Source organism: Gardnerella sp. DNF01141, assembly GCF_049244255.1.
In the GTDB taxonomy this organism is placed as follows: domain Bacteria; phylum Actinomycetota; class Actinomycetes; order Actinomycetales; family Bifidobacteriaceae; genus Bifidobacterium; species Bifidobacterium vaginale_E.
The window spans coordinates 426210-445376 of record NZ_CP058391.1; the positions used below are offsets into that span (position 1 = coordinate 426210).

13 protein-coding genes and 2 tRNA genes are annotated in these 19167 nt (G+C 43.0%); 4 read left to right on the top strand and 11 right to left on the bottom strand.

What is annotated here, in order from left to right:
* Window positions 1-110: 110 nt before the first annotated feature.
* The 5 genes from HXT35_RS01595 to HXT35_RS01615 all read right to left on the bottom strand — a co-directional run bounded on the left by HXT35_RS01595 (window position 111) and on the right by HXT35_RS01615 (window position 4490).
* Window positions 111-181: transfer RNA gene (locus tag HXT35_RS01595), tRNA-Gln, on the bottom strand.
* A 487-nt stretch (window positions 182-668) separates the two neighbouring features.
* A complete protein-coding gene (locus HXT35_RS01600) occupies window positions 669-1691 on the bottom strand; it encodes a ribose-phosphate diphosphokinase (RefSeq protein ID WP_032843399.1) in 1023 nt (340 codons plus the stop codon).
* Window positions 1692-1787: 96 nt separating this feature from the next.
* Window positions 1788-2597 carry a nicotinate-nucleotide adenylyltransferase gene (nadD, locus tag HXT35_RS01605; protein ID WP_421788227.1) on the bottom strand — a complete coding sequence of 270 codons (810 nt, stop codon included), beginning with the start codon at window positions 2595-2597 and terminating at the stop codon, window positions 1788-1790.
* On the bottom strand, window positions 2587-3117 hold the full coding sequence (locus HXT35_RS01610; protein ID WP_004137492.1) for a hypothetical protein: 531 nt from the start codon (window positions 3115-3117) through the stop codon (window positions 2587-2589). Before HXT35_RS01610 ends, nadD begins: the two co-directional genes overlap by 11 nt.
* A gap of 38 nt (window positions 3118-3155) precedes the next feature.
* A complete protein-coding gene (locus HXT35_RS01615; RefSeq protein WP_421788229.1) occupies window positions 3156-4490 on the bottom strand; it encodes a glutamate-5-semialdehyde dehydrogenase in 1335 nt (444 codons plus the stop codon).
* Window positions 4491-4603: 113 nt separating this feature from the next.
* On the opposite strand from HXT35_RS01615, the gene thrC reads away from it, so the two are divergent.
* Window positions 4604-6133 (top strand): threonine synthase, encoded by a 1530-nt coding sequence (gene thrC / locus HXT35_RS01620; RefSeq protein WP_421788231.1) that lies wholly within the window; start codon window positions 4604-4606, stop codon window positions 6131-6133.
* A 102-nt stretch (window positions 6134-6235) separates the two neighbouring features.
* Here thrC and HXT35_RS01625 read toward each other — a convergent pair whose 3' ends face one another.
* The 6 genes from HXT35_RS01625 to HXT35_RS01650 form a co-directional block, all read right to left on the bottom strand.
* Window positions 6236-6940 carry a regulatory protein RecX gene (locus tag HXT35_RS01625; protein WP_421788233.1) on the bottom strand — a complete coding sequence of 235 codons (705 nt, stop codon included), beginning with the start codon at window positions 6938-6940 and terminating at the stop codon, window positions 6236-6238.
* Window positions 6941-6969: 29 nt separating this feature from the next.
* A complete protein-coding gene (recA, locus tag HXT35_RS01630) occupies window positions 6970-8112 on the bottom strand; it encodes a recombinase RecA (protein WP_421788235.1) in 1143 nt (380 codons plus the stop codon).
* Between the two features lie 223 nt (window positions 8113-8335).
* The gene (locus tag HXT35_RS01635) at window positions 8336-8980 is read right to left on the bottom strand and encodes a CinA family protein (protein WP_421788237.1); all 645 of its coding nucleotides are present in this window, start codon (window positions 8978-8980) and stop codon (window positions 8336-8338) included.
* Window positions 8977-9660: a CDP-diacylglycerol--glycerol-3-phosphate 3-phosphatidyltransferase gene (gene pgsA / locus HXT35_RS01640; protein ID WP_421788239.1), complete on the bottom strand. Its 684-nt coding sequence runs from the start codon at window positions 9658-9660 to the stop codon at window positions 8977-8979. The genes HXT35_RS01635 and pgsA overlap by 4 nt, the downstream gene beginning before the upstream one ends.
* A gap of 79 nt (window positions 9661-9739) precedes the next feature.
* A complete protein-coding gene (locus HXT35_RS01645; RefSeq protein ID WP_421788241.1) occupies window positions 9740-12514 on the bottom strand; it encodes a DNA translocase FtsK 4TM domain-containing protein in 2775 nt (924 codons plus the stop codon).
* 153 nt (window positions 12515-12667) lie between these two features.
* A tRNA-His gene (locus tag HXT35_RS01650) sits at window positions 12668-12743 on the bottom strand.
* A 148-nt stretch (window positions 12744-12891) separates the two neighbouring features.
* Between HXT35_RS01650 and purT the strand changes: the two genes are divergently transcribed.
* The 3 genes from purT to HXT35_RS01665 all read left to right on the top strand — a co-directional run bounded on the left by purT (window position 12892) and on the right by HXT35_RS01665 (window position 19079).
* Window positions 12892-14184, top strand: coding sequence for a formate-dependent phosphoribosylglycinamide formyltransferase (gene purT / locus HXT35_RS01655; RefSeq protein ID WP_421788243.1), 1293 nt, complete (start codon window positions 12892-12894; stop codon window positions 14182-14184).
* Window positions 14185-14349: 165 nt separating this feature from the next.
* Window positions 14350-15144 (top strand): phosphoribosylaminoimidazolesuccinocarboxamide synthase, encoded by a 795-nt coding sequence (gene purC / locus HXT35_RS01660; RefSeq protein ID WP_421788245.1) that lies wholly within the window; start codon window positions 14350-14352, stop codon window positions 15142-15144.
* A gap of 179 nt (window positions 15145-15323) precedes the next feature.
* Window positions 15324-19079, top strand: a complete 3756-nt coding sequence (locus HXT35_RS01665) for a phosphoribosylformylglycinamidine synthase (RefSeq protein WP_004126983.1) — start codon at window positions 15324-15326, stop codon at window positions 19077-19079.
* The last annotated feature ends 88 nt before the right edge of the window (window positions 19080-19167 follow it).

Sequence of the window (19167 nt, forward strand, 5' to 3'; positions counted from 1 at the left end):
CATGCTCCTTATGTTGTATAAATAATATTCTTACTGATTTAATTCTATTACGTCTTAACGCTTATCCAAAACAAAAACGCTACTTGCAAAACAAGTAGCGCCTGTATAAGCTCCCTCACCTGGATTCGAACCAAGACAAAGGGTTCCAAAGACCCGTGTGCTGCCATTACACCATGAGGGAACGGCGGAAAAACCGCCAAGTCACTATTATGCCACACGAATTGACTTCGTCAAATTTGGCGTGGCGCACATTATTAGACAGTTTAATGTGCGTGTGCTGATTTCATTGGTGAGGTGTGCGTGGGTGGCAAATTACTTGTCTCGCAGCGCTACACTCTTATACCTTATTTGGACTTAGCGGTTGCATAGTTAAGTTTAGTTTTTTACTTACTTTCTTTCAAAAATATTTATTTATCAAAAAGATATTACTATCGCTCCGCTTTTATATTGCTCGACCAAGCAATTTCCACCCCGCACAACTAACCAATCAAAGTAAAATCAGCAACGCAATTAAACGAAAGCCCTAGCTCAGAGGTTGGGCATCTTGGTCAATGTGTGCAGCAGCAAAGCCGCTAGTGTCATCTTAAGCAAATAACAACCAAAATGTACAGCAATAAAAATGTACGGATATTAAATCACTTATTACTGTCACACGCACATTACTAATTTTACGCAAATAGGAAGCCTTGACCGTGATGCTCCGGATAAGTGTCGAAAAGCTTCGCAACCGAACCATCTTCAAATACTGCTTTAATTGCGCTTGCAAGAAGAGGAGCAATAGAAAGAACAGTCAAACCATCCCAACGCTTTTCTTCCGGAATAGGCACAGTATCCGTCAACACAACTTCGCGAGCGCCGCAAGCCTTCAAACGTTCAACCGCAGGGCCAGAAAGCACGCCGTGAGTTGCAACAACTGTAACAGACTTAGCTCCAGCTTCCTTCAACACGTTGCAAGCGCCAGCAATAGTGCCAGCAGTATCAATCAAGTCGTCAACCATAACGCAATCGCGACCAGCAACGTCACCAACAACGCGGTTTGCAACAGCCTTATTCGGGCATGTAATATCGCGAGTCTTATGCACAAAAGCCAAAGGACCGCCGCCTAAGCGCTGCGCCCACTGTTCAGCCACGCGAATACGGCCAGCATCTGGAGACACAACAGTTACGTTTGCAAGATCATCACGGAAACGATCACGCACATAATCAACCAAAACAGGCATAGCAATCAAGTGGTCAACCGGACCGTCGAAGAATCCTTGAGACTGAGCCGCGTGCAAATCAACGCTCATAATGCGGTCAGCGCCAGCAGTCTTAAGCAAATCAAACATCAAACGGCAAGAAATAGGCTCACGACCGCGATGCTTCTTATCCTGACGAGAATAGCCAAGAAGTGGGCAAACTGCAGTAATCGAACGAGCAGAAGCGCGCTTCAAAGCGTCGATCATAATCAACTGTTCCATAATGGACTTGTTAACAGGATCGCTGTGACTCTGCAATACGAACACATCCGTACCGCGCACCGACTGCGTGTAACGAACATACATTTCACCATTAGCAAAATCGTATGCCGTTGTTTCCAATACATCAATGCCAAGCTGGTCTGCTACATCACGAGCAAGCTTCGGATGGGCGCGACCAGTAACGAGAACAAGGTTTTTATCTGGCTTTCCTTCAAGGACGATGCTCACCATATCTCCAAACGTTAGTTCGCTTTAGTTCGCGAAATGAACATACTTAATACTAACTTTTTGCGCAGACTTGCGGCGACAAGCCGAAAAAGTAAATAGTCACGACCTATACAAGCCGTGCTTAACAATGTACTGCACAACTCCATCTGGAACTAAATACCATACTGGTTCACCATGCTCAGCGCGACGGCGAACATCCGTAGAAGAAATCGACAATGCTGGAATCTCCAAAATATCAACCGGCAAATGTTCAGAATCGCAGTGAACAATATCGTCATAATTTGCAACATTTCCAGCACTGTTCACATTCAGCTGCCTAGTAATAAAAGGCAAATTAGACTCCAACTTTTCCGGCCTAGAATACCCTGGGCGAGTTACTGCCACAAATCGCGCCAAATTCCACATTTCGCGCGCATTCTTCCACTGCATAATTTCCGCCACAGCGTCCGCTCCAGTAATGAAGAAAAGCTCCGCATCCGGATGCTGCGCGTGAATATCTTGCAAAGTATCAATAGTGTAAGTAACTCCTGGACGGTCAATATCAACCCTAGAAACAGTAAACTTAGGATTAGAAGCCGTTGCAATAACCGTCATTAAATAACGGTCCTCAGCATTCGTAACTTTTTTATCAAGCTTAAAAACAGGCCTACCAGTTGGCACGAAAATAACCTCGTCCAAATCATAAACCCACGCAACTTCAGAAGCCGCAACCAAGTGGCCGTTATGAATAGGATCAAAAGTTCCACCCATAATGCCAATACGCTGACGCTCATGAACGTTACCGCGTGCAGAAGTGCGCTTTCGCATAGAAGTTGCTACCGCAGGAGGAGCCGATTCTTTTCCGGTAAACGAACCTTGAAACAGGTCAGACATTCGCCGCTGCGCATCCGTGTTATTTTCAGGACTCATTCGCTTCAGATTCCTTATCTTCAGCCTCAGTTTCACTAACCACCCCAGAAGCATCATTCGCACTATCTGGGTTAATATTCCCCATCTCCTCATCCCACTCGTCCTTAACAACACGCTGAATTTCAGCAAAAGTTGGAAGAGGGAAATCAGGCTGATACGTGCCGCGAATTTTTGCCACAGATTCAGTGATTTTAACAAGCATTGATGTCATTGCATCAACATCATTATTGCGCTCTAAAGCACTAAATTCACGAATATTCTTTTCCATTCGACCCATTTGCTCAAGAACGCTAGAAAACGCATCATCTTCAGGAAGCGTTACGTCATTTGCATCAGCATCCGGCCATCCCATAAGCACAGCATCCGCATATTCAAGCGAGGAACGCTGTTGCGCGGAGGCAATACCATCCTCAATTTGCACCAAAAACACATAGCGCACAATCGACAAACGCTCAGCCGCAATATTAAGCGCTTCAGCCGGAGTTATATTCACATCATTCTTAGGCATATCATTAGGCATACTCTTACCTTACCGCCACGTAACTATCAAAACCAGTACTACTCGCGTATCTGACCGCTGCCGTAGCCAATCCACTTGGTTGTTGTCATCTCACGCAATCCCATAGGGCCTCTTGCATGCAATTTTTGCGTCGATATTCCAAGCTCAGCACCAAAACCAAACTCTCCACCATCTGTAAAGCGCGTTGAAGCATTCACCATCACCACTGCAGAATCAACATTCGCAATAAAACTTTGAATCGTTTCGTAATCTTCAGCAATAATTGTTTCCGTATGCCCAGTAGAATACTTCGCTATATGATTTGCAGCATCAAAAGCATCGTCCACAATTTTTACGCCCATATTTAGAGACAAATACTCGCGTTTCCAATCCTCGCAAGTTGCATGCTCAAGCTGTAAACCTGCAATATTAGCAGATTGCAAAATTTCGTAAGATTTATCGTCAGCATGCAAAATAACATTATGCTCAGCTAAAGCAGCGCCAACTTGCGGTAAAAATTCCTGCGCAATATTGCGATTTACCAATAATTTTTCTGCCGCATTACACACGCCTACGCGCTGAGTTTTTGCGTTAATAACAATCGGTATAGCTTTTTTAATATCAGCGCTTTTATCTACATAAATATGCACATTTCCAGCACCAGTTTCAATAACCGGCACTGTAGACTCTTTAACAACCGTAGCAATAAGATTCGCACTACCACGCGGAACTAAAACATCAATATGACCATGCGCGTGCATCATGGCCGTTGCCCCCGACCTACCTAAATCGTCAACCGACTGAATTAAATCTGCACTAAAACCGGCTTTTTTAAGCACACTTCCAATAATCTCAATGCTTTTTTGATTCGTATTTTGAGCCGCACTTCCGCCTCGCAAAATTGCAGCATTACCAGACTTTAAACACAAAGCTGCAACATCAATAGTGACGTTTGGGCGAGCCTCATAAATCATTCCCATAACACCAATTGGCACACGAACTTGCGAAAGTTTAATACCATTAGGAAGAGTGTATCCGCGAACAACTTCTCCTACAGGATCTTGCAATTGCGCAATTTTCCTTACGCTTTGAGCAGAATTTTTCACACGCTTTTCGTCAAATTTAAGCCTGTCAAGCTTTCCAGCATCCATTCCTTTAGCTTCGGCTTCTTTAAGATCTTTTTCATTAGCGGCAGCAATATCTAAAGCTGCTAAATCCAAAGCGTCTGCCATTTTTTCAAGAAGCTCATTTTTTGTTCTAGTATCCGTTTTAGAAAAATCTCGCCAAGCAAACCTTGCTAAATCCGCGCGCCCATTAACTAAATTGTCAACGCTCAACGCTCCCACCTGTAGATTATTGGCTTCATTTTCCTGTTTAGAATCAAGAGTTGTCATAATTATGAGATTAGCACACGCCCGTTCGCCCAGCGCTTCGGGTAGCATATTTTTATAAGACGATGCATAATTTGCACAAATATTCCATATGATTATTCGGTTACGGAGACATTATGGCAGAAGATACAGCTATTTTTCATAGCACGCGCGCAACTACTCCAACTTGCACTGCTAAGCAGGCAATTCGTCAAGGTATTGCCGAAGACGGCGGATTATTTGTAGCTGATAGCCTTGGTAGCGAGCGTTATGATATTTCTAAATTGCAAGGAAAATCCTACCAGGAAATAGCTCAAGATATTTTGCAAATCTTGCTTCCTGATTACTCTCAAGAAGAGCTTTCTGATTGCGTAAAGCTTGCATACGCAGACCAATGGTCTAACTCTGACATTACTCCAATTCGTCAGCTTGGAAATACTCGCGATTTTGTTATGGAACTTTTCCACGGTCCTACTTGCGCTTTTAAGGACGTGGCTTTACAAATGCTTCCACAGCTTATGAGCCGCAGCCAAAACAAAACCGAAAAATCTGAATCAAACAATAATCAGAATGTTATGATTTTGACCGCAACTTCTGGAGATACTGGAAAAGCAGCTTTGGCTGGTTTTGCCGATGTTCCAGGCACTTCTATGGTTACTTTTTACCCAGAAGGAAAAGTTAGCCGTGTTCAAGAATTGCAAATGACAACTCAAGCTGGTAAAAACGTGCAAGTTTGCGCAGTCCGAGGCAATTTTGACGATGCTCAAACTGGCGTAAAACAGATTTTCACGAATAGTGATCTTAATAAAAATATTGAAGAATCTTCGAACACTGAATTATCTTCTGCTAATTCAATAAATGTTGGACGACTCGTGCCACAAGTCGTATACTATTTTGCGGCTTATAAGCAGCTTGTTGAGCGTAAAGCAATAGCTCTTGGCGACGAAGTTGAGTTTTGCGTACCAACCGGTAATTTTGGCGATATTCTTGCTGGATATTACGCAAAAATGCTTGGTCTTCCTGTAAAACATCTTATTGTTGCAAGCAATAGCAATAATGTTTTATTCGATTTTTTGGTAAGCGGAACTTATAACCGTCAGCGCCCATTCCATCACACTGTTGCTCCTTCTATGGATATTTTGGTTTCTTCTAATTTGGAACGAATGCTTTACTACATGTGCGATAAAGACACGCGTTTAATACAAATGCTTATGAATGATTTAGCTCAGTGGGGCGCTTTTGAGATTCCAGAAAACGTGCTTGCAAAAATACGAACTATTTTTGGCTGTGGCTGGGCAAATGAGGATCAGATTCGCGAAGCTATTTCTGACTGCTGGAACAAGTACAAGTATGTTATTGACCCTCATACTGCTTGCGGATACTTTGTTATGCAGCATATTCCGCATGATGAAAACGTGCCGCGAGTGCTTTTAAGCACTGCAAGCCCTTATAAGTTCCCGCGCGTAGTGGCTGAAGCTTTAGGACTTAAGAATGTGAAAGATATGGATGATTTCCAATGCATGGATGCTCTTAGTGAAGCAACAGGAACGAAAGCTCCAAGCATGCTTAGAGAACTTGAAAATAAGACGCCACGTTTTACTGATGTTATTGATATTTCACAAATGCCTAGCTATGTTCAAACGCAGGCGAATAATTTCGCTAAATGAACGCGATTTAGGTAAAGGAAAAGTAAAACAGTAAATAGTAAAATAGTAAAAACAATAAAAACAATAAAAAGAGGCTGGCTTATTAGAAACCAGCCTCTTTTATTATTCATTATCACTTATAAACAAAGCGGCATATACTTCGTTAATAACGTTTAAATCATGCCCTTTTCTAGCAGCAGCTGCAAAAAATCTGCGTCTTCTAACTAAAGGCTCAAGATTTTTCGTACGTTGAGCAGTTTTTCGGCCAAGCTCCCAAGCTGCTTCAGTAAATACTCCAGAGTTTTGAGCTAACTCCACGCATTTCGAAATAGCGTCAGGATCAACATTCTTACGATGCAATTCCATGCGTGTAGCTCTAGCACCAAGAAGCCGTACTACGCAAGAGCGAATTACCATTTGAGCGTATTGATTGTCATCAAGAAGATGCAATTCAATTAAACGATTAATAACCGAATCAACAACAACTTCACAGTATCCTTTTTCTTTAAGACGCTGACGCATATCTGCTACAGAGCGAGGAGCATAATCTAAAAGTCTTAAAGCTGCTTCCCTACAATCATCTTCATCACCTTCACAAGGCTTGTTACTCGCGCAAAGCTCGTCACTTGCGAAATTCTTATCGTTTAAATCACACTTGTTAGCGCCTTTTACATACGGCATGTTGTTTGTATTAGTTTTTGCGCTTAAACGTGATGATTTACGCGATGTGCGCCTACGAGTATTAAGAGTGACGTCATTACTTTCATCACCTTCTCTAGTAAGCGTTACTGGATGATTGCGAAGAAAACTCGCTACACTAATCACCATATCAATTCGCTTTATACGCTAATCTTCTATTACTTTTCTGCTGAAGATTTTGCAGTAGAACTTTTAGCATCAGAAGATTCATCTGCACGATCCAATTCTGGATCCTCAGCAAATTGATCATCTGGATGCATTAAACCTAATGCTGCCTTAATCTTTTCGCTAATTTCTTCAGTAATAGCTGGATTATCTTTTAGGAATTTACGAACGTTTTCGCGACCCTGACCGAGTTGCTCACCTTCGTAAGTAAACCACGAACCGGATTTCTTAATAACATCAGCCTGCAAGCCCATGTCAATAACAGAACCTTCTGTGGAAATACCTTCACCGTACAAAACATCAAACTCAGCAGTTTTAAATGGCGGAGCCATCTTATTTTTAACAATCTTAACTTTAGTGCGATTACCAATAGCTTCTTCGCCCTCTTTAATAGTGGAAACTCTACGAATATCCATACGCACAGACGCGTAGAATTTCAAAGCCTTACCACCAGTAGTTGTTTCAGGATTGCCGAAGAATACACCAATTTTTTCACGAAGCTGATTAATAAAAATAGCGGTAGTTCCAGCTTGAGAAAGAGCACCAGTCATTTTACGAAGAGCCTGGCTCATTAAGCGAGCCTGCAAACCAACGTGACTATCTCCCATATCTCCATCAATTTCAGCCTTAGGAACTAAAGCTGCCACAGAATCAACAACAATCACATCTAAAGCGCCAGAACGAATAAGCATATCCGCAATTTCCAACGCCTGCTCACCGTTGTCTGGCTGAGAAACAATAAGTGCATCAGTGTCTACACCGAGTTTTCTAGCGTACACAGGATCCAAAGCGTGCTCTGCATCAATAAACGCTGCTACTCCACCGTTTTTTTGAGCATTAGCAACAATATGCAATGCAAGAGTTGTTTTACCAGATGATTCTGGACCGTAAACTTCAACAATACGTCCACGAGGAACACCACCAATACCCAAAGCAGTATCCAAAGCGATTGAACCTGTAGGAATCACTTCTACACCTTGCATAGGCCTGTCACCCAAGCGCATTGCAGAACCTTTTCCGTATTGTCTTTCAACATTAGCTAATGCAGTTTCCAGCGCGGCTTGACGACGAGGATCTGCCTTATCTGCATCAATAAGACGATCAACAGTGCTTTTACCTTTTGCTGTTTGCGCCATGTTTGCTACTCCTTTCGCATGCCGTTATGTATCGAACGACATTAGTTCGACACGCGATGCTGCTGCAAGCGCTTTTGAGCAATGTGGATAAAAGCTAAAGCTAAATATTCACCATGACGCTTGAGCGCGCTGCAATCATCTCAACAATCTCAAGTATACTACAAATGCGAACATTTGTTCGATACTGCGTGTCTTGCTTGTAAATCAGCCAAAAGTTCAAATATTACTCGAATACAGACAGTAAATAATCTAAAATTTTAAGCAAATTATGTACCGTAGCTTTACGCACTTGCTCACGACTACCTTCTAAATTAAGTTCAAAAACAAGAACAACATCTTTTTTAGAAATGTAATCCCACATATTGCTAACACAATCCAGGTCAAGAAGCTCACTAGATTTTTGCAAAATCAAATCGCGCAAATTAAAAGATTCAGGAAGCAAAACGCCAACATAAACCAATCCAGCAGGTTTACTTCCGTCCGGACCAGGCCCTGCAACTCCGGTTGTTGAAAGACCAATTATTGGAAATCTAGAATCTACCGAAGAATCATCTTCATACTCCCAACCAGCACCACGGTATATGCGAGACGCCCCCACTGCCATCTGCATAGCAACATCCCTAAAAACCGCACCTTCTGTCTGTAAAAGATGAGCGTCGACGCCTAAAATTTTAGTTTTAGCGTGAATATCGTAAGTAACAGCAGAGCCACAAAATACGCGAGAAGCTCCAGGAACGCAAACAAAAGCGTCTGCAAGTAAACCGCCTGTTAAAGATTCGGCAGCAGCAATATGAAAACCTAGCTGAACGCTATTAGATAATATGCGCGCAGCTAGGTTTTTGAGATACACAGGAGAAGAATTATTCATTGCAACGGCGGCAATGGAGCTTCATTAACTTGCTTATCTGCTTGAGAATCATCAACAGAATCCTTCTCAAAGAAAGCACTGTACACGTACAGCACTGCAGAGTAGAAAGCAAAGCCCAAAGAAATACCGAGCAAAGCAAAAGCTACAGAATAGTAAAGCGTAAGCCACCATGGAGGCGTAACTTGAGTATTAAAAATAACAGCCATAGGAGCAATAATCATTGCAAGACCAATAACCTGAGTTAAAGTCTTGTACTTTCCTGCAGAAGAAGCGGCAATAACCCTACCATTTCGGCCAATAACACAGAAACGAACAATTGTTATGCTGATTTCACGGATTAAGAACAGGATTGTAATCCACCAAATAACTTCTTCAAAAATAGAAGCAATCACAAGAGCTGCCAAAATTAACACTTTGTCTGCAATTGGATCAAGCAACTTGCCTAATTTGGTAACCTGATTATATTTACGAGCTAACCAACCATCAAGCTTATCCGTAACCGCCGCAATAACAAACACAGCAAACGCCGCCCAACGCATTGGTACGGAGTTATGACCCCACTCACCTGCGAGCAAATATAAAACAATAAAAACAATTGCCAACGCAATACGCACATAAGTTACGATATTTGGAGCACAATTCCAGCCTTCAAAAAACGAAGACTTAGCATTCTTCTTCATACGCATACCTTTATCTTATCGCAAACTAAAAACTTCTAGCGCGCCACCCAACACAGTTGTGCAACACAATAACACTACTTTATAACGAGTCAGACTCGCCACGAATAAATGCCAAAACTTTTGGCAAATCTTCCGGCTGAACCAAAACTTCGCGAGCTTTAGAACCTTCAGAAGGCCCCACAACGCCGCGAGATTCCAGCAAATCCATAAGTCGCCCAGCCTTAGCAAAACCAACACGCAGCTTACGCTGAAGCATTGAAGTAGAGCCAAATTGCGAGCTAACAACAAGCTCAGCAGCCTGAAGCAACTCGTCCATATCGTCTCCAATATCGCTTGTTTTAAGCTTGTTTTGAGCTTGAGCATCCGCTTTTTGAGCCATTTGCTCAATATCTTCACGATACTTTGGCTTGCGCTGAGTACGCACGTATTCCACAGCTTTACGAATCTCCGACTCACTAACCCAAGATCCTTGCACACGCTGAGGTTTTGCAGCACCCATTGGAAGGAACAAAGCGTCGCCTTGACCAATCAAAGTTTCTGCACCAACAGTATCGAGAATAACCCTGGAATCTGTTGCAGACGAAGTAGCAAAAGCCAAGCGGGAAGGAATATTCGCCTTAATTAAGCCGGTTACAACGTCAACGGACGGACGCTGAGTAGCAAGAACCAAATGCACGCCTGCAGCTCGAGCAAGCTGAGTAATGCGCTGAATAGAACTTTCAACATCGTTCTTAGCAACCATCATTAAATCAGCCATCTCGTCCACAACCACAAGCAAATACGGGTATGGAGCAACTTTTCGCTCGGAGCCAGCCGGTGCATGAACTTTGCCTTCACGAACAGCCTTGTTGAAATCTTTAACATGACGGAAACCAAAGAATTGCAAGTCGTCGTAACGAGCATCCATCTCTTTAACAACCCACTCAAGAGCTTGAGCTGCCTTCTTAGGATCCGTAATAATCGGCGTAAGCAAGTGCGGAATACCAGCGTACGCGGAAAGCTCCACTCGCTTAGGATCAACCATAATCATGCGAACTTGCTCAGGAGTAGCCCTCATAATAATCGAAGTAAGCATTGAGTTAATAAAACTCGACTTACCAGAACCAGTAGCACCAGCAACAAGCAAATGCGGCATTTTATCGAGAGCTGCAGTTACGAAATGGCCCTCAACATCTTTTCCGACGCCTGTAAGCATAGGATTAGTGTCGTTAAGAGCTTTTTGCGAGCGCAGAACATCTCCCAAATGCACAATTTCGCGGTCTACGTTTGGAATTTCAATACCAATAGCAGACTTTCCTGGAATTGGAGACAAAATACGCACATCCGTACTTGCTACAGCGTATGCAATATTTTTTTGCAAATTCGTAACTTTTTCAACTTTTACACCAGGTCCAAGCTCAACCTCGTACTGCGTAACAGAAGGGCCTCTAAGAAAACCGACTACTCGAGCATCGACGTCAAACTGTTCAAAAGTGGAAGTTAGAGCACGAATAACATTGTCATTTGCTTGAGTTCTAGCAGCATGAGGTTTTCCATGAGCAAGAATGTTCAAATCAGGAAGCATGTACGGTTGCAAAGCAGAATCTTCCGAAGAGTTTAGATTATTTTTAGCGCTTTCGTCAGCTAAATTATCTTCATTTTCTTGATCTTTTCTATATTGATCCATTTGCTCCGCCGGAATACTAGACCATGGATCTTTAGCAGAATCAACAGAACCGCTCATAGGAGCTTTAGGCAAGGTTTCTGCAGAAGTTAGTATTGGCGAAGAAGAAGCACTTCTAGGATTATTGCTTGATTTATCATTATTTGATTGCGAAGAATCTTTAGTATTTACAGGAATATAATTCTCGCTGTAGCCTTCAACATTGCTTACTGTTCTAACGCGTTGAGGTTTAGGTTGAGGTTTAACACGATCAAGATTTTCACTTGTTTCTGCATTAACGGCTGCAGCATGCGAAAATGCGTCATCTCCAGCATATTCGTCGAGCAAAGTATTGTCTTTTTCTTTATTTTTTCGATTAAATAGAGATTTCCACAATTTCAGCAAGTAAGCTGCACCTAAATTAGCGCTTTCTTTTTTAGAAGATTTTCCGTCGTGCGTTGGCACACCTTCGGCAAATTCCAAAGGCTCATCTTCATACGAATCCTTAGTTTTACCTGATTTAATTGATTCATTCACATCGTCTGATTCATCCGACTCGTCTAATTCATTTGACTCGTCTGAAGAATCCTCATCCTGCGAATTTTTCTTGTTTTTCTTTGAGAAGATTGACACAACACAGTTTGCAATATCGCTTACATGAAGACGAGCAATCATTAAAACTGCAAAAATAGAGATGATTACGAAAATTATGAGAGCAAATATGCGAGAAAAACCCCAAGATAGTGGAGAGCCTAAAGCAAAACCTAGCAATCCGCCCGCTTTTCTAACTGATTCAAAATCAAAAGCGTGACTTTTAGATGTAAGAGAAATATCGAGAATCGAGCATATTGAGCACAGAAGAATAATAAAACCAAAAACAACTCGATGATTCCCAGATTTTGCTCCACTATTTCGCATTAAGCGAAAAGCAATAACACTTAGCCACACAGGGAGCACGACGCTCATAACGCCAAGAGCGCCCGAAGCTAAAATATGCAACCCAACGCCAATAAAACCGCTTACATGGAACCATTCAGAAGCGCAGAATAATACGGCAAGAATTAGCATAACAAAGCATAAGCCGTCCCTGCGGTAAGCTTCATCGTATTCACCTACCCCAAAAAGTGAGCGAACTGCTTTGCCTAAAAGTCTTGGCACAAACAGAAGCATTGTCTGCCACCATGGTTCCTTAGGCGCTGCCTTACCAGCCATACAATACTCCTTCTGCACTATGTGCTATTAGTACGCCATGTCATCATCAACATACATATGTGTAACCATACCAGTCTACTCCATAGGCTGCGTTCGCTTAAGCGGGAGCAGTTACATAACAAAAAAACGGCCGATAAATACCAGCCGTTTAAGTGGGGTGGCTAACGCGGCTTGAACGCGCGACCTTCTGAACCACAATCAGATGCTCTACCGACTGAGCTATAGCCACCATGCGCATGAAACGAATAAAACGAATCGAATCACACAACAGAGGAATACTATACACGATTTTCTTGATTTATGCTAGCTCAACACACTTCGGCGCGTCGCAGTCAAAACATAAATTATTCGACAATAGCAAATGCAACAATAGTTATATGAGTTTTTCTGAGCAAAATCAGCGCATATTTGGCGTAACTGAAAACAGCAACAACCTGACCGCACTTCTTCTCGGTTCAGGCGAACTTGGCAAGGAAATTGCGATTGAGCTTATGCGATTAGGCGTACGCGTTTGTGCAGCAGACAGCTATAAAAACGCTCCTGCAATGCAAATAGCTCACGAATACAGAGTGCTAGATATGTCTGATGCTGCTTCTCTTAAAAATCTTATTGATAAAGCGCATCCGAATATTATTATTCCGGAAGTTGAAGCTATTGCTACTACAGTTTTGAAAGATGCTGCTAAAAAGAATATCCAGGTTGTTCCTAGCGCAGATATAGCAGCAATTGCAATGGATCGCGAGCGCTTGCGTAGGATTGCTCACGAAGATTTAGGTTTGCCTACTACCCCATACCGTTTTGCGTCTTCTTATAAGGAGTTAGATGATGGCGCTCAGCACGTTGGCTACCCTTGCGTTGTTAAGCCTGTTATGAGTTCTTCTGGTCACGGACAGTCTATAGTTAAAAGCCCAGAAGCACTTAAAGCTGCTTGGGATGAAGCTCAGCATGGAAGACGCGCGGCAGCCGGCCACGAAAACGAGTGTTCTCGCGTTATTGTTGAGGCTTTAGCTCCGCTTGACTACGAGCTTACAGTTCTTACAATAAGTTCTTGCGCAGGAATTACTACTTGCGAACCAATTGCTCAGCGTCAGCAGGATGGCGATTATAGGGAATCTTGGCAGCCTGCGAATATTCCTGAATCGATTCGCACTAATGCGAAGAATATAGCAAAGCGTGCCGTAGAAGGTTTAACTAATATTGCTCACGATTCTAACGAAACCGGTTGGGGCGTGTATGGTGTTGAGCTATTTGTGTTAAAAGATGGTTCGTTGCTTTTTAACGAGCTTTCTCCTCGCCCGCACGATACTGGCATGGTAACTATGATTTCGCAACATTACAGCGAGTTTGCGCTTCATGTGCTCGCTATTTTAGGCGTGCCTGTTACAGCAAACTTCACTTCGCTTTCGTTAAAAGATAACGAGGTTGCTGCAAGCCATGCGATTGTTGTTGAGGGCGAAGGAGAAGTTGGCTTTACTAATATTTCCAATGCTCTACAAGCGGACGAAAATTATAGAAGCGGCTTGCGTATTTTTGCTAAGCCTTCAGTTCACAGCCACAGACGTATGGCTGTTGCTCTTGCTACAGGATTTAGTCAAGAGTCTGCAAGAAAAAATGCGACACGCATTATAAGAGAATTGCATACGGACAGTTCAAATGCTGAAATACTTTGAAAATAAAGGTATTAAACAATAATTTATATTGCACCTCGGCAATATTTGCCGGAAATTTTGTAGGTAACAATTGTTACGCTAATCGTGCTGGCCAAGGTCAGGTAAACCTACAAATACTGTTGGTTTGCGCCTACAACTATGAATGCACGTAAGAGAGGGCATATCATGGAAAAACTTGACAAGTTGTATGAAGGCAAAGCCAAAAAACTGTACGCTACCGATGACACCAATGTGCTCTGGGTTGAATATATGAACCAAGCAACCGCTGGTAACGGTCTGAAAAAAGCTCAGATCGCCGGTAAAGGCAGTTTAAACAACCGGATTACTTCTTTACTATTCCATTTACTTGAGGCGCGCGGCGTAAAAAGCCACTTCCTCGGACGTATTTCCGATACTGAACAACTCGTAAAGCGTATGCGCATGTTCCCGCTGGAAATTATTATGCGCAATACTGCTGCTGGTTCTTTCGCAAAACGTTATAACGTTAACGAAGGAACCCCATTAAAGAAGCCATTGTTGGAGTTCTGCGTGAAGTCCGACGAACTTGGCGATCCATTTATTAACCCAGAAGGCGTTGTTGCTCTTGGATTAGCAACAGATGAAGAGATGGCGGAAATCACTCGTCAAGCTCACGCTGTAAACAATGCTTTGCTTGATATTTTCTCCAAGATTGATGTTCAGCTTGTTGACTTCAAGATTGAAGAAGGCGTGGACGCGCAAGGCAATATTCTTCTTGCGGACGAAATTACGCCTGATACTTGCAGACTTTGGGATAAACGCAATGCTGGCGGAAACTCTGGCACGAACGGCGTAAGTCATTTGGATAAAGACTTATTCCGACGCGATTTGGGAGACATAATACCGGCTTATGAAGAAATTCACAGCAGGCTGGAAAACTTAGCAAAAAGCGAAGGTTTAAACGTTTGCGTGCGTAAACCGGATGATTGTGTGAATCAATAAAGTTTTGTTGTGGCTCGTGCCCTTAGGGGTGCGAGCCACACGCATTCTTACATAATTTAACCAATAATTTAACCAATAATTTAAGCCACAACTTAACACATAACTTAACTAACAATTTATAACTTAAAAGCCCATAACAAACACTGCTCATACCGCACTTTCAACAAGGTAGGTTTCTCGTGGTATTTCGCGTATATGTGGAAAAACGCAATGGTTTTGACGTTCAAGCTCAACAACTTTTACATGAGCTTAAGGAAATTCTTGGCATAAGCGCGATTACTTCCGCACGAATTATCAACAGATACGATTTAGAAGGTATTGACGAAGATTTGTTCAATACTGCTGTGCGAACTGTATTAAGCGAGCCGCCGGTTGATAACACCTACGACTATTTGCCTATTGAAACAAGCGAGCACGTGTTTGCTGTTGAATTTTTGCCTGGTCAGTTCGACCAGCGCGCGCAATCCGCAAGCGAGTGCATTCAGCTTATTAGTCAAGGTGAGCGCCCAACTGTGCGTACTGCTAAAGTAATTGCGCTAAAAGGCAATCTTGACGAAGAAGCCATGGATGCTATTAAGCATTACGTTATTAACCCTGTTGAGGCTAGAGAGGCAAGTCTTGACGAAGTAAAGAGTTTGCAGCGAGAAACAGTAGTTCCTGCGGACGTTGAAGTAATTAATACTTTTAACGATTTAGACGAATCTGGATTACAGAAGTTTATTGAGGATCGCGGCTTAGCGATGGATTTGGCTGACGCAAAGTTCTGCCAGCAATACTTCAGGGAAGAAAATCACAATCCTACTATTACAGAAATTCGCGTTATTGATACGTACTGGTCCGACCACTGCCGTCACACAACTTTTGGCACGGAGCTTACAAATATTACGATTGACGATAGTACAGTTCAAGAAGCGTTTAATCGTTATCTTGATTTGCGAAAAGAGTTAAATCGCGAAAATAAGCCTGTTTGCTTAATGGATATGGCAACTATTGGTGCTAAATATTTGAAGCATACTGGCGAGCTTAAAAATTTGGATGAGTCGGAAGAAATCAACGCTTGCACGGTAAAAGTTAAGGTTGATGTAAACGGCCACGATGAGGATTGGCTGTTCCTGTTTAAGAACGAAACGCATAATCATCCTACAGAAATTGAGCCTTTCGGTGGAGCTGCAACTTGCATTGGCGGATGCATTCGAGATCCTCTTTCTGGCAGATCCTACGTTTACCAAGCTATGCGCGTAACCGGTGCTGCAGATCCGCGCACGCCTATTAGTGAAACTTTAAACGGTAAGCTGCCGCAGCGAAAGATTGTAACTTCTGCTGCAGCCGGCTACTCTTCTTACGGAAATCAGATTGGTTTAGCTACAGGCGAAGTGCATGAGTTATACCACCCTGGGTATGTTGCTAAGCGTATGGAAGTTGGCGCTGTTGTTGCCGCTACCCCAGCCGACCATGTGCGCAGGGAAACTCCTGCTCCAGGAGACGTGATTATTCTTCTTGGCGGACGAACTGGACGCGACGGCATTGGCGGTGCAACTGGCGCTTCAAAAGCGCAGGATGTTGAAAGCATTGAAGAATGCGGTGCAGAAGTTCAAAAAGGTAACGCTCCTATTGAACGCAAATTGCAAAGGTTATTCCGCCGCAAGGATGCTTGCCAACTTATTAAGCGTTGCAACGATTTTGGCGCTGGCGGCGTTTCTGTGGCAACTGGCGAAATTGCCGACGGTTTAACTATTAATCTCGACAAGGTTTCTAAAAAGTACGAGGGTCTCGACGGCACTGAGCTTGCTATTTCTGAATCCCAGGAGCGTATGGCTGTTGATGTTGCTGCCAATGATGCTGATGCATTTTTGAAGTATGCTCGTGAAGAAAATTTGGAAGCAGAAATCATTGCGACTGTTACCGAAGAAGCTCGAATGCGCATGACTTGGCGCGGAAAAACCATTGTAGACTTAAGCCGCTCATTCTTGGCTTCTAACGGTGCTCCAAAACAGCAGGTTCTTCATATTGAAAGTGGAAAATCTTACGATAACCCATGGCAGAATCAGTCTAATTTGACTCTCACTGAACGTATGCGCTTACTTGTTTCAAACATTAATATTGCTTCAAACAAGGGTTTGGCAGAACGCTTCGATTCTACAATTGGTGCAGCAACTGTGCTTATGCCTTTTGGTGGACGTCGTCAGCTTACTCCAGCTCAGGCTATGGTTGCTAAATTCCCAGTATTTGGCGAAACAAACACTGCTTCCGCAATGGCTTGGGGCTTTAATCCGTATTTGATGGAAAATAATCAGTTTACTGGAGCTTATGTTGCGGTTGTTGAGTCTTTGGCAAAGCTAGCAGCAAGCGGTTTCACGCGCGAACGTGCTTACTTGAGTTTGCAAGAGTATTTTGGCAAGCCTCACGATGTTCCAGAACGTTGGGGAAAGCCAGCTGCAGCAGTTCTTGGCGCTTTAAGCGCTCAGCTTGATTTTGGTGTTGGCGCTATTGGCGGCAAAGATTCTATGAGCGGCAGTTTTGAGAATTTGGATGTTCCACCAACTTTAATTTCCTTTGCTGTTTCTACTGGAGATGCGCGTTTAACTGTTTCGCCAGAATTTAAGGGCGTAAATCATAAGGTTTTGCGAATTGCTCCACAATATAAATCCGACGGAATTACTCCAGAAAAGGAAAGTTTCCTTAAAACTCTTGAATTAATCGAAAATATTACGAAGAACAAGCAAGCTCTTGCTGTTGCCACTCCTGGCTACGGTGCGAGCGCGGAAATCTTATTCAAGATGACGCTTGGAAATCATATCGGTCTTAAATTATTCAATAATTTAAGCAACGATGATTTATTTAAGCCAGCATACGGAAGCTTCTACGTTGAGCTTAAAGAAAACGCTGAGGTTCCATCTTCAGATAACACAAGCTTGGTTGACGTTGAGATTATTGGCGAAACGACTGAGAATTACGCAATTATTTCCGCAAATGGCGAAGAAGTTGATTTAAGCGATTTGCAAAAGATTTGGGAAAGCGAACTTTCCTCAATCTTCCCATATAAAAAGCCTGGTGAGATTGTAGAAACTATTAGTAACGAAAATAATGCTTCTACTACAAACCACGCGCACACAGGAAAGCCAAAGCCGCTTTCTCACCCGCGCGTTATTATTCCAGTCTTCCCTGGAAATAATTGCGAGTACGATACTCAAGCTGCTTTCGAGCGTGCAGGTGCCGACGCTCATACGCTTATTATTAACAACTTGAGCGCTAAAGATATTGCAGAGTCTGCAAAGAAACTTGTTGAGGAGATTAATAAGAGCCAGATTGTTATGATTCCTGGCGGCTTCTCCGGCGGCGACGAGCCGGACGGTTCAGCAAAGTTTATTGCATCCTTCTTTAGAAATCCGGAAGTGACTGACGCTGTGCGCGATCTGCTTAAGAATCGAGACGGACTTATGCTGGGCATTTGCAACGGTTTCCAAGCACTTATTAAGCTTGGTTTAGTGCCTTTTGGCGATATTGTTCCTATCGATTCTAACTGCCCAACGCTTACTTATAACACGATTGGCAGGCATCAAAGCCGAATTGTGCGTACTAGAGTCGCTTCAAACATGTCTCCATGGCTTAAAAATACTGAAGTTGGCGATATTCACACTGTTGCTATTTCTCATGGCGAAGGTCGTTTTATTGCAACGCCAGAAGTTATGGAAAAGCTTATTAACAACGGCCAAGTAGCTACGCAATACGTTGATAGTAATGGCGTTCCAAGCATGAGTTTGAATGTGAATCCAAACGGATCGATTATGTCCGTTGAAGGAATTACCAGCCCAGATGGTCGAGTTTTTGGAAAGATGGGTCATTGCGAGAGAGCAGGCGAAGGCTTGTACGTGAACATTCCTGATTTCCACGAACAGCCACTGTTTGATGCCGGAGTCCAGTACTTCACGGCGTGAGCATGAGCGGCATGAAACGTAACATTAGCTTATTAGAAGCATGTGCAACAATGAGTATAGTTTCGCGAATTAAAGTAAGCGATTACAA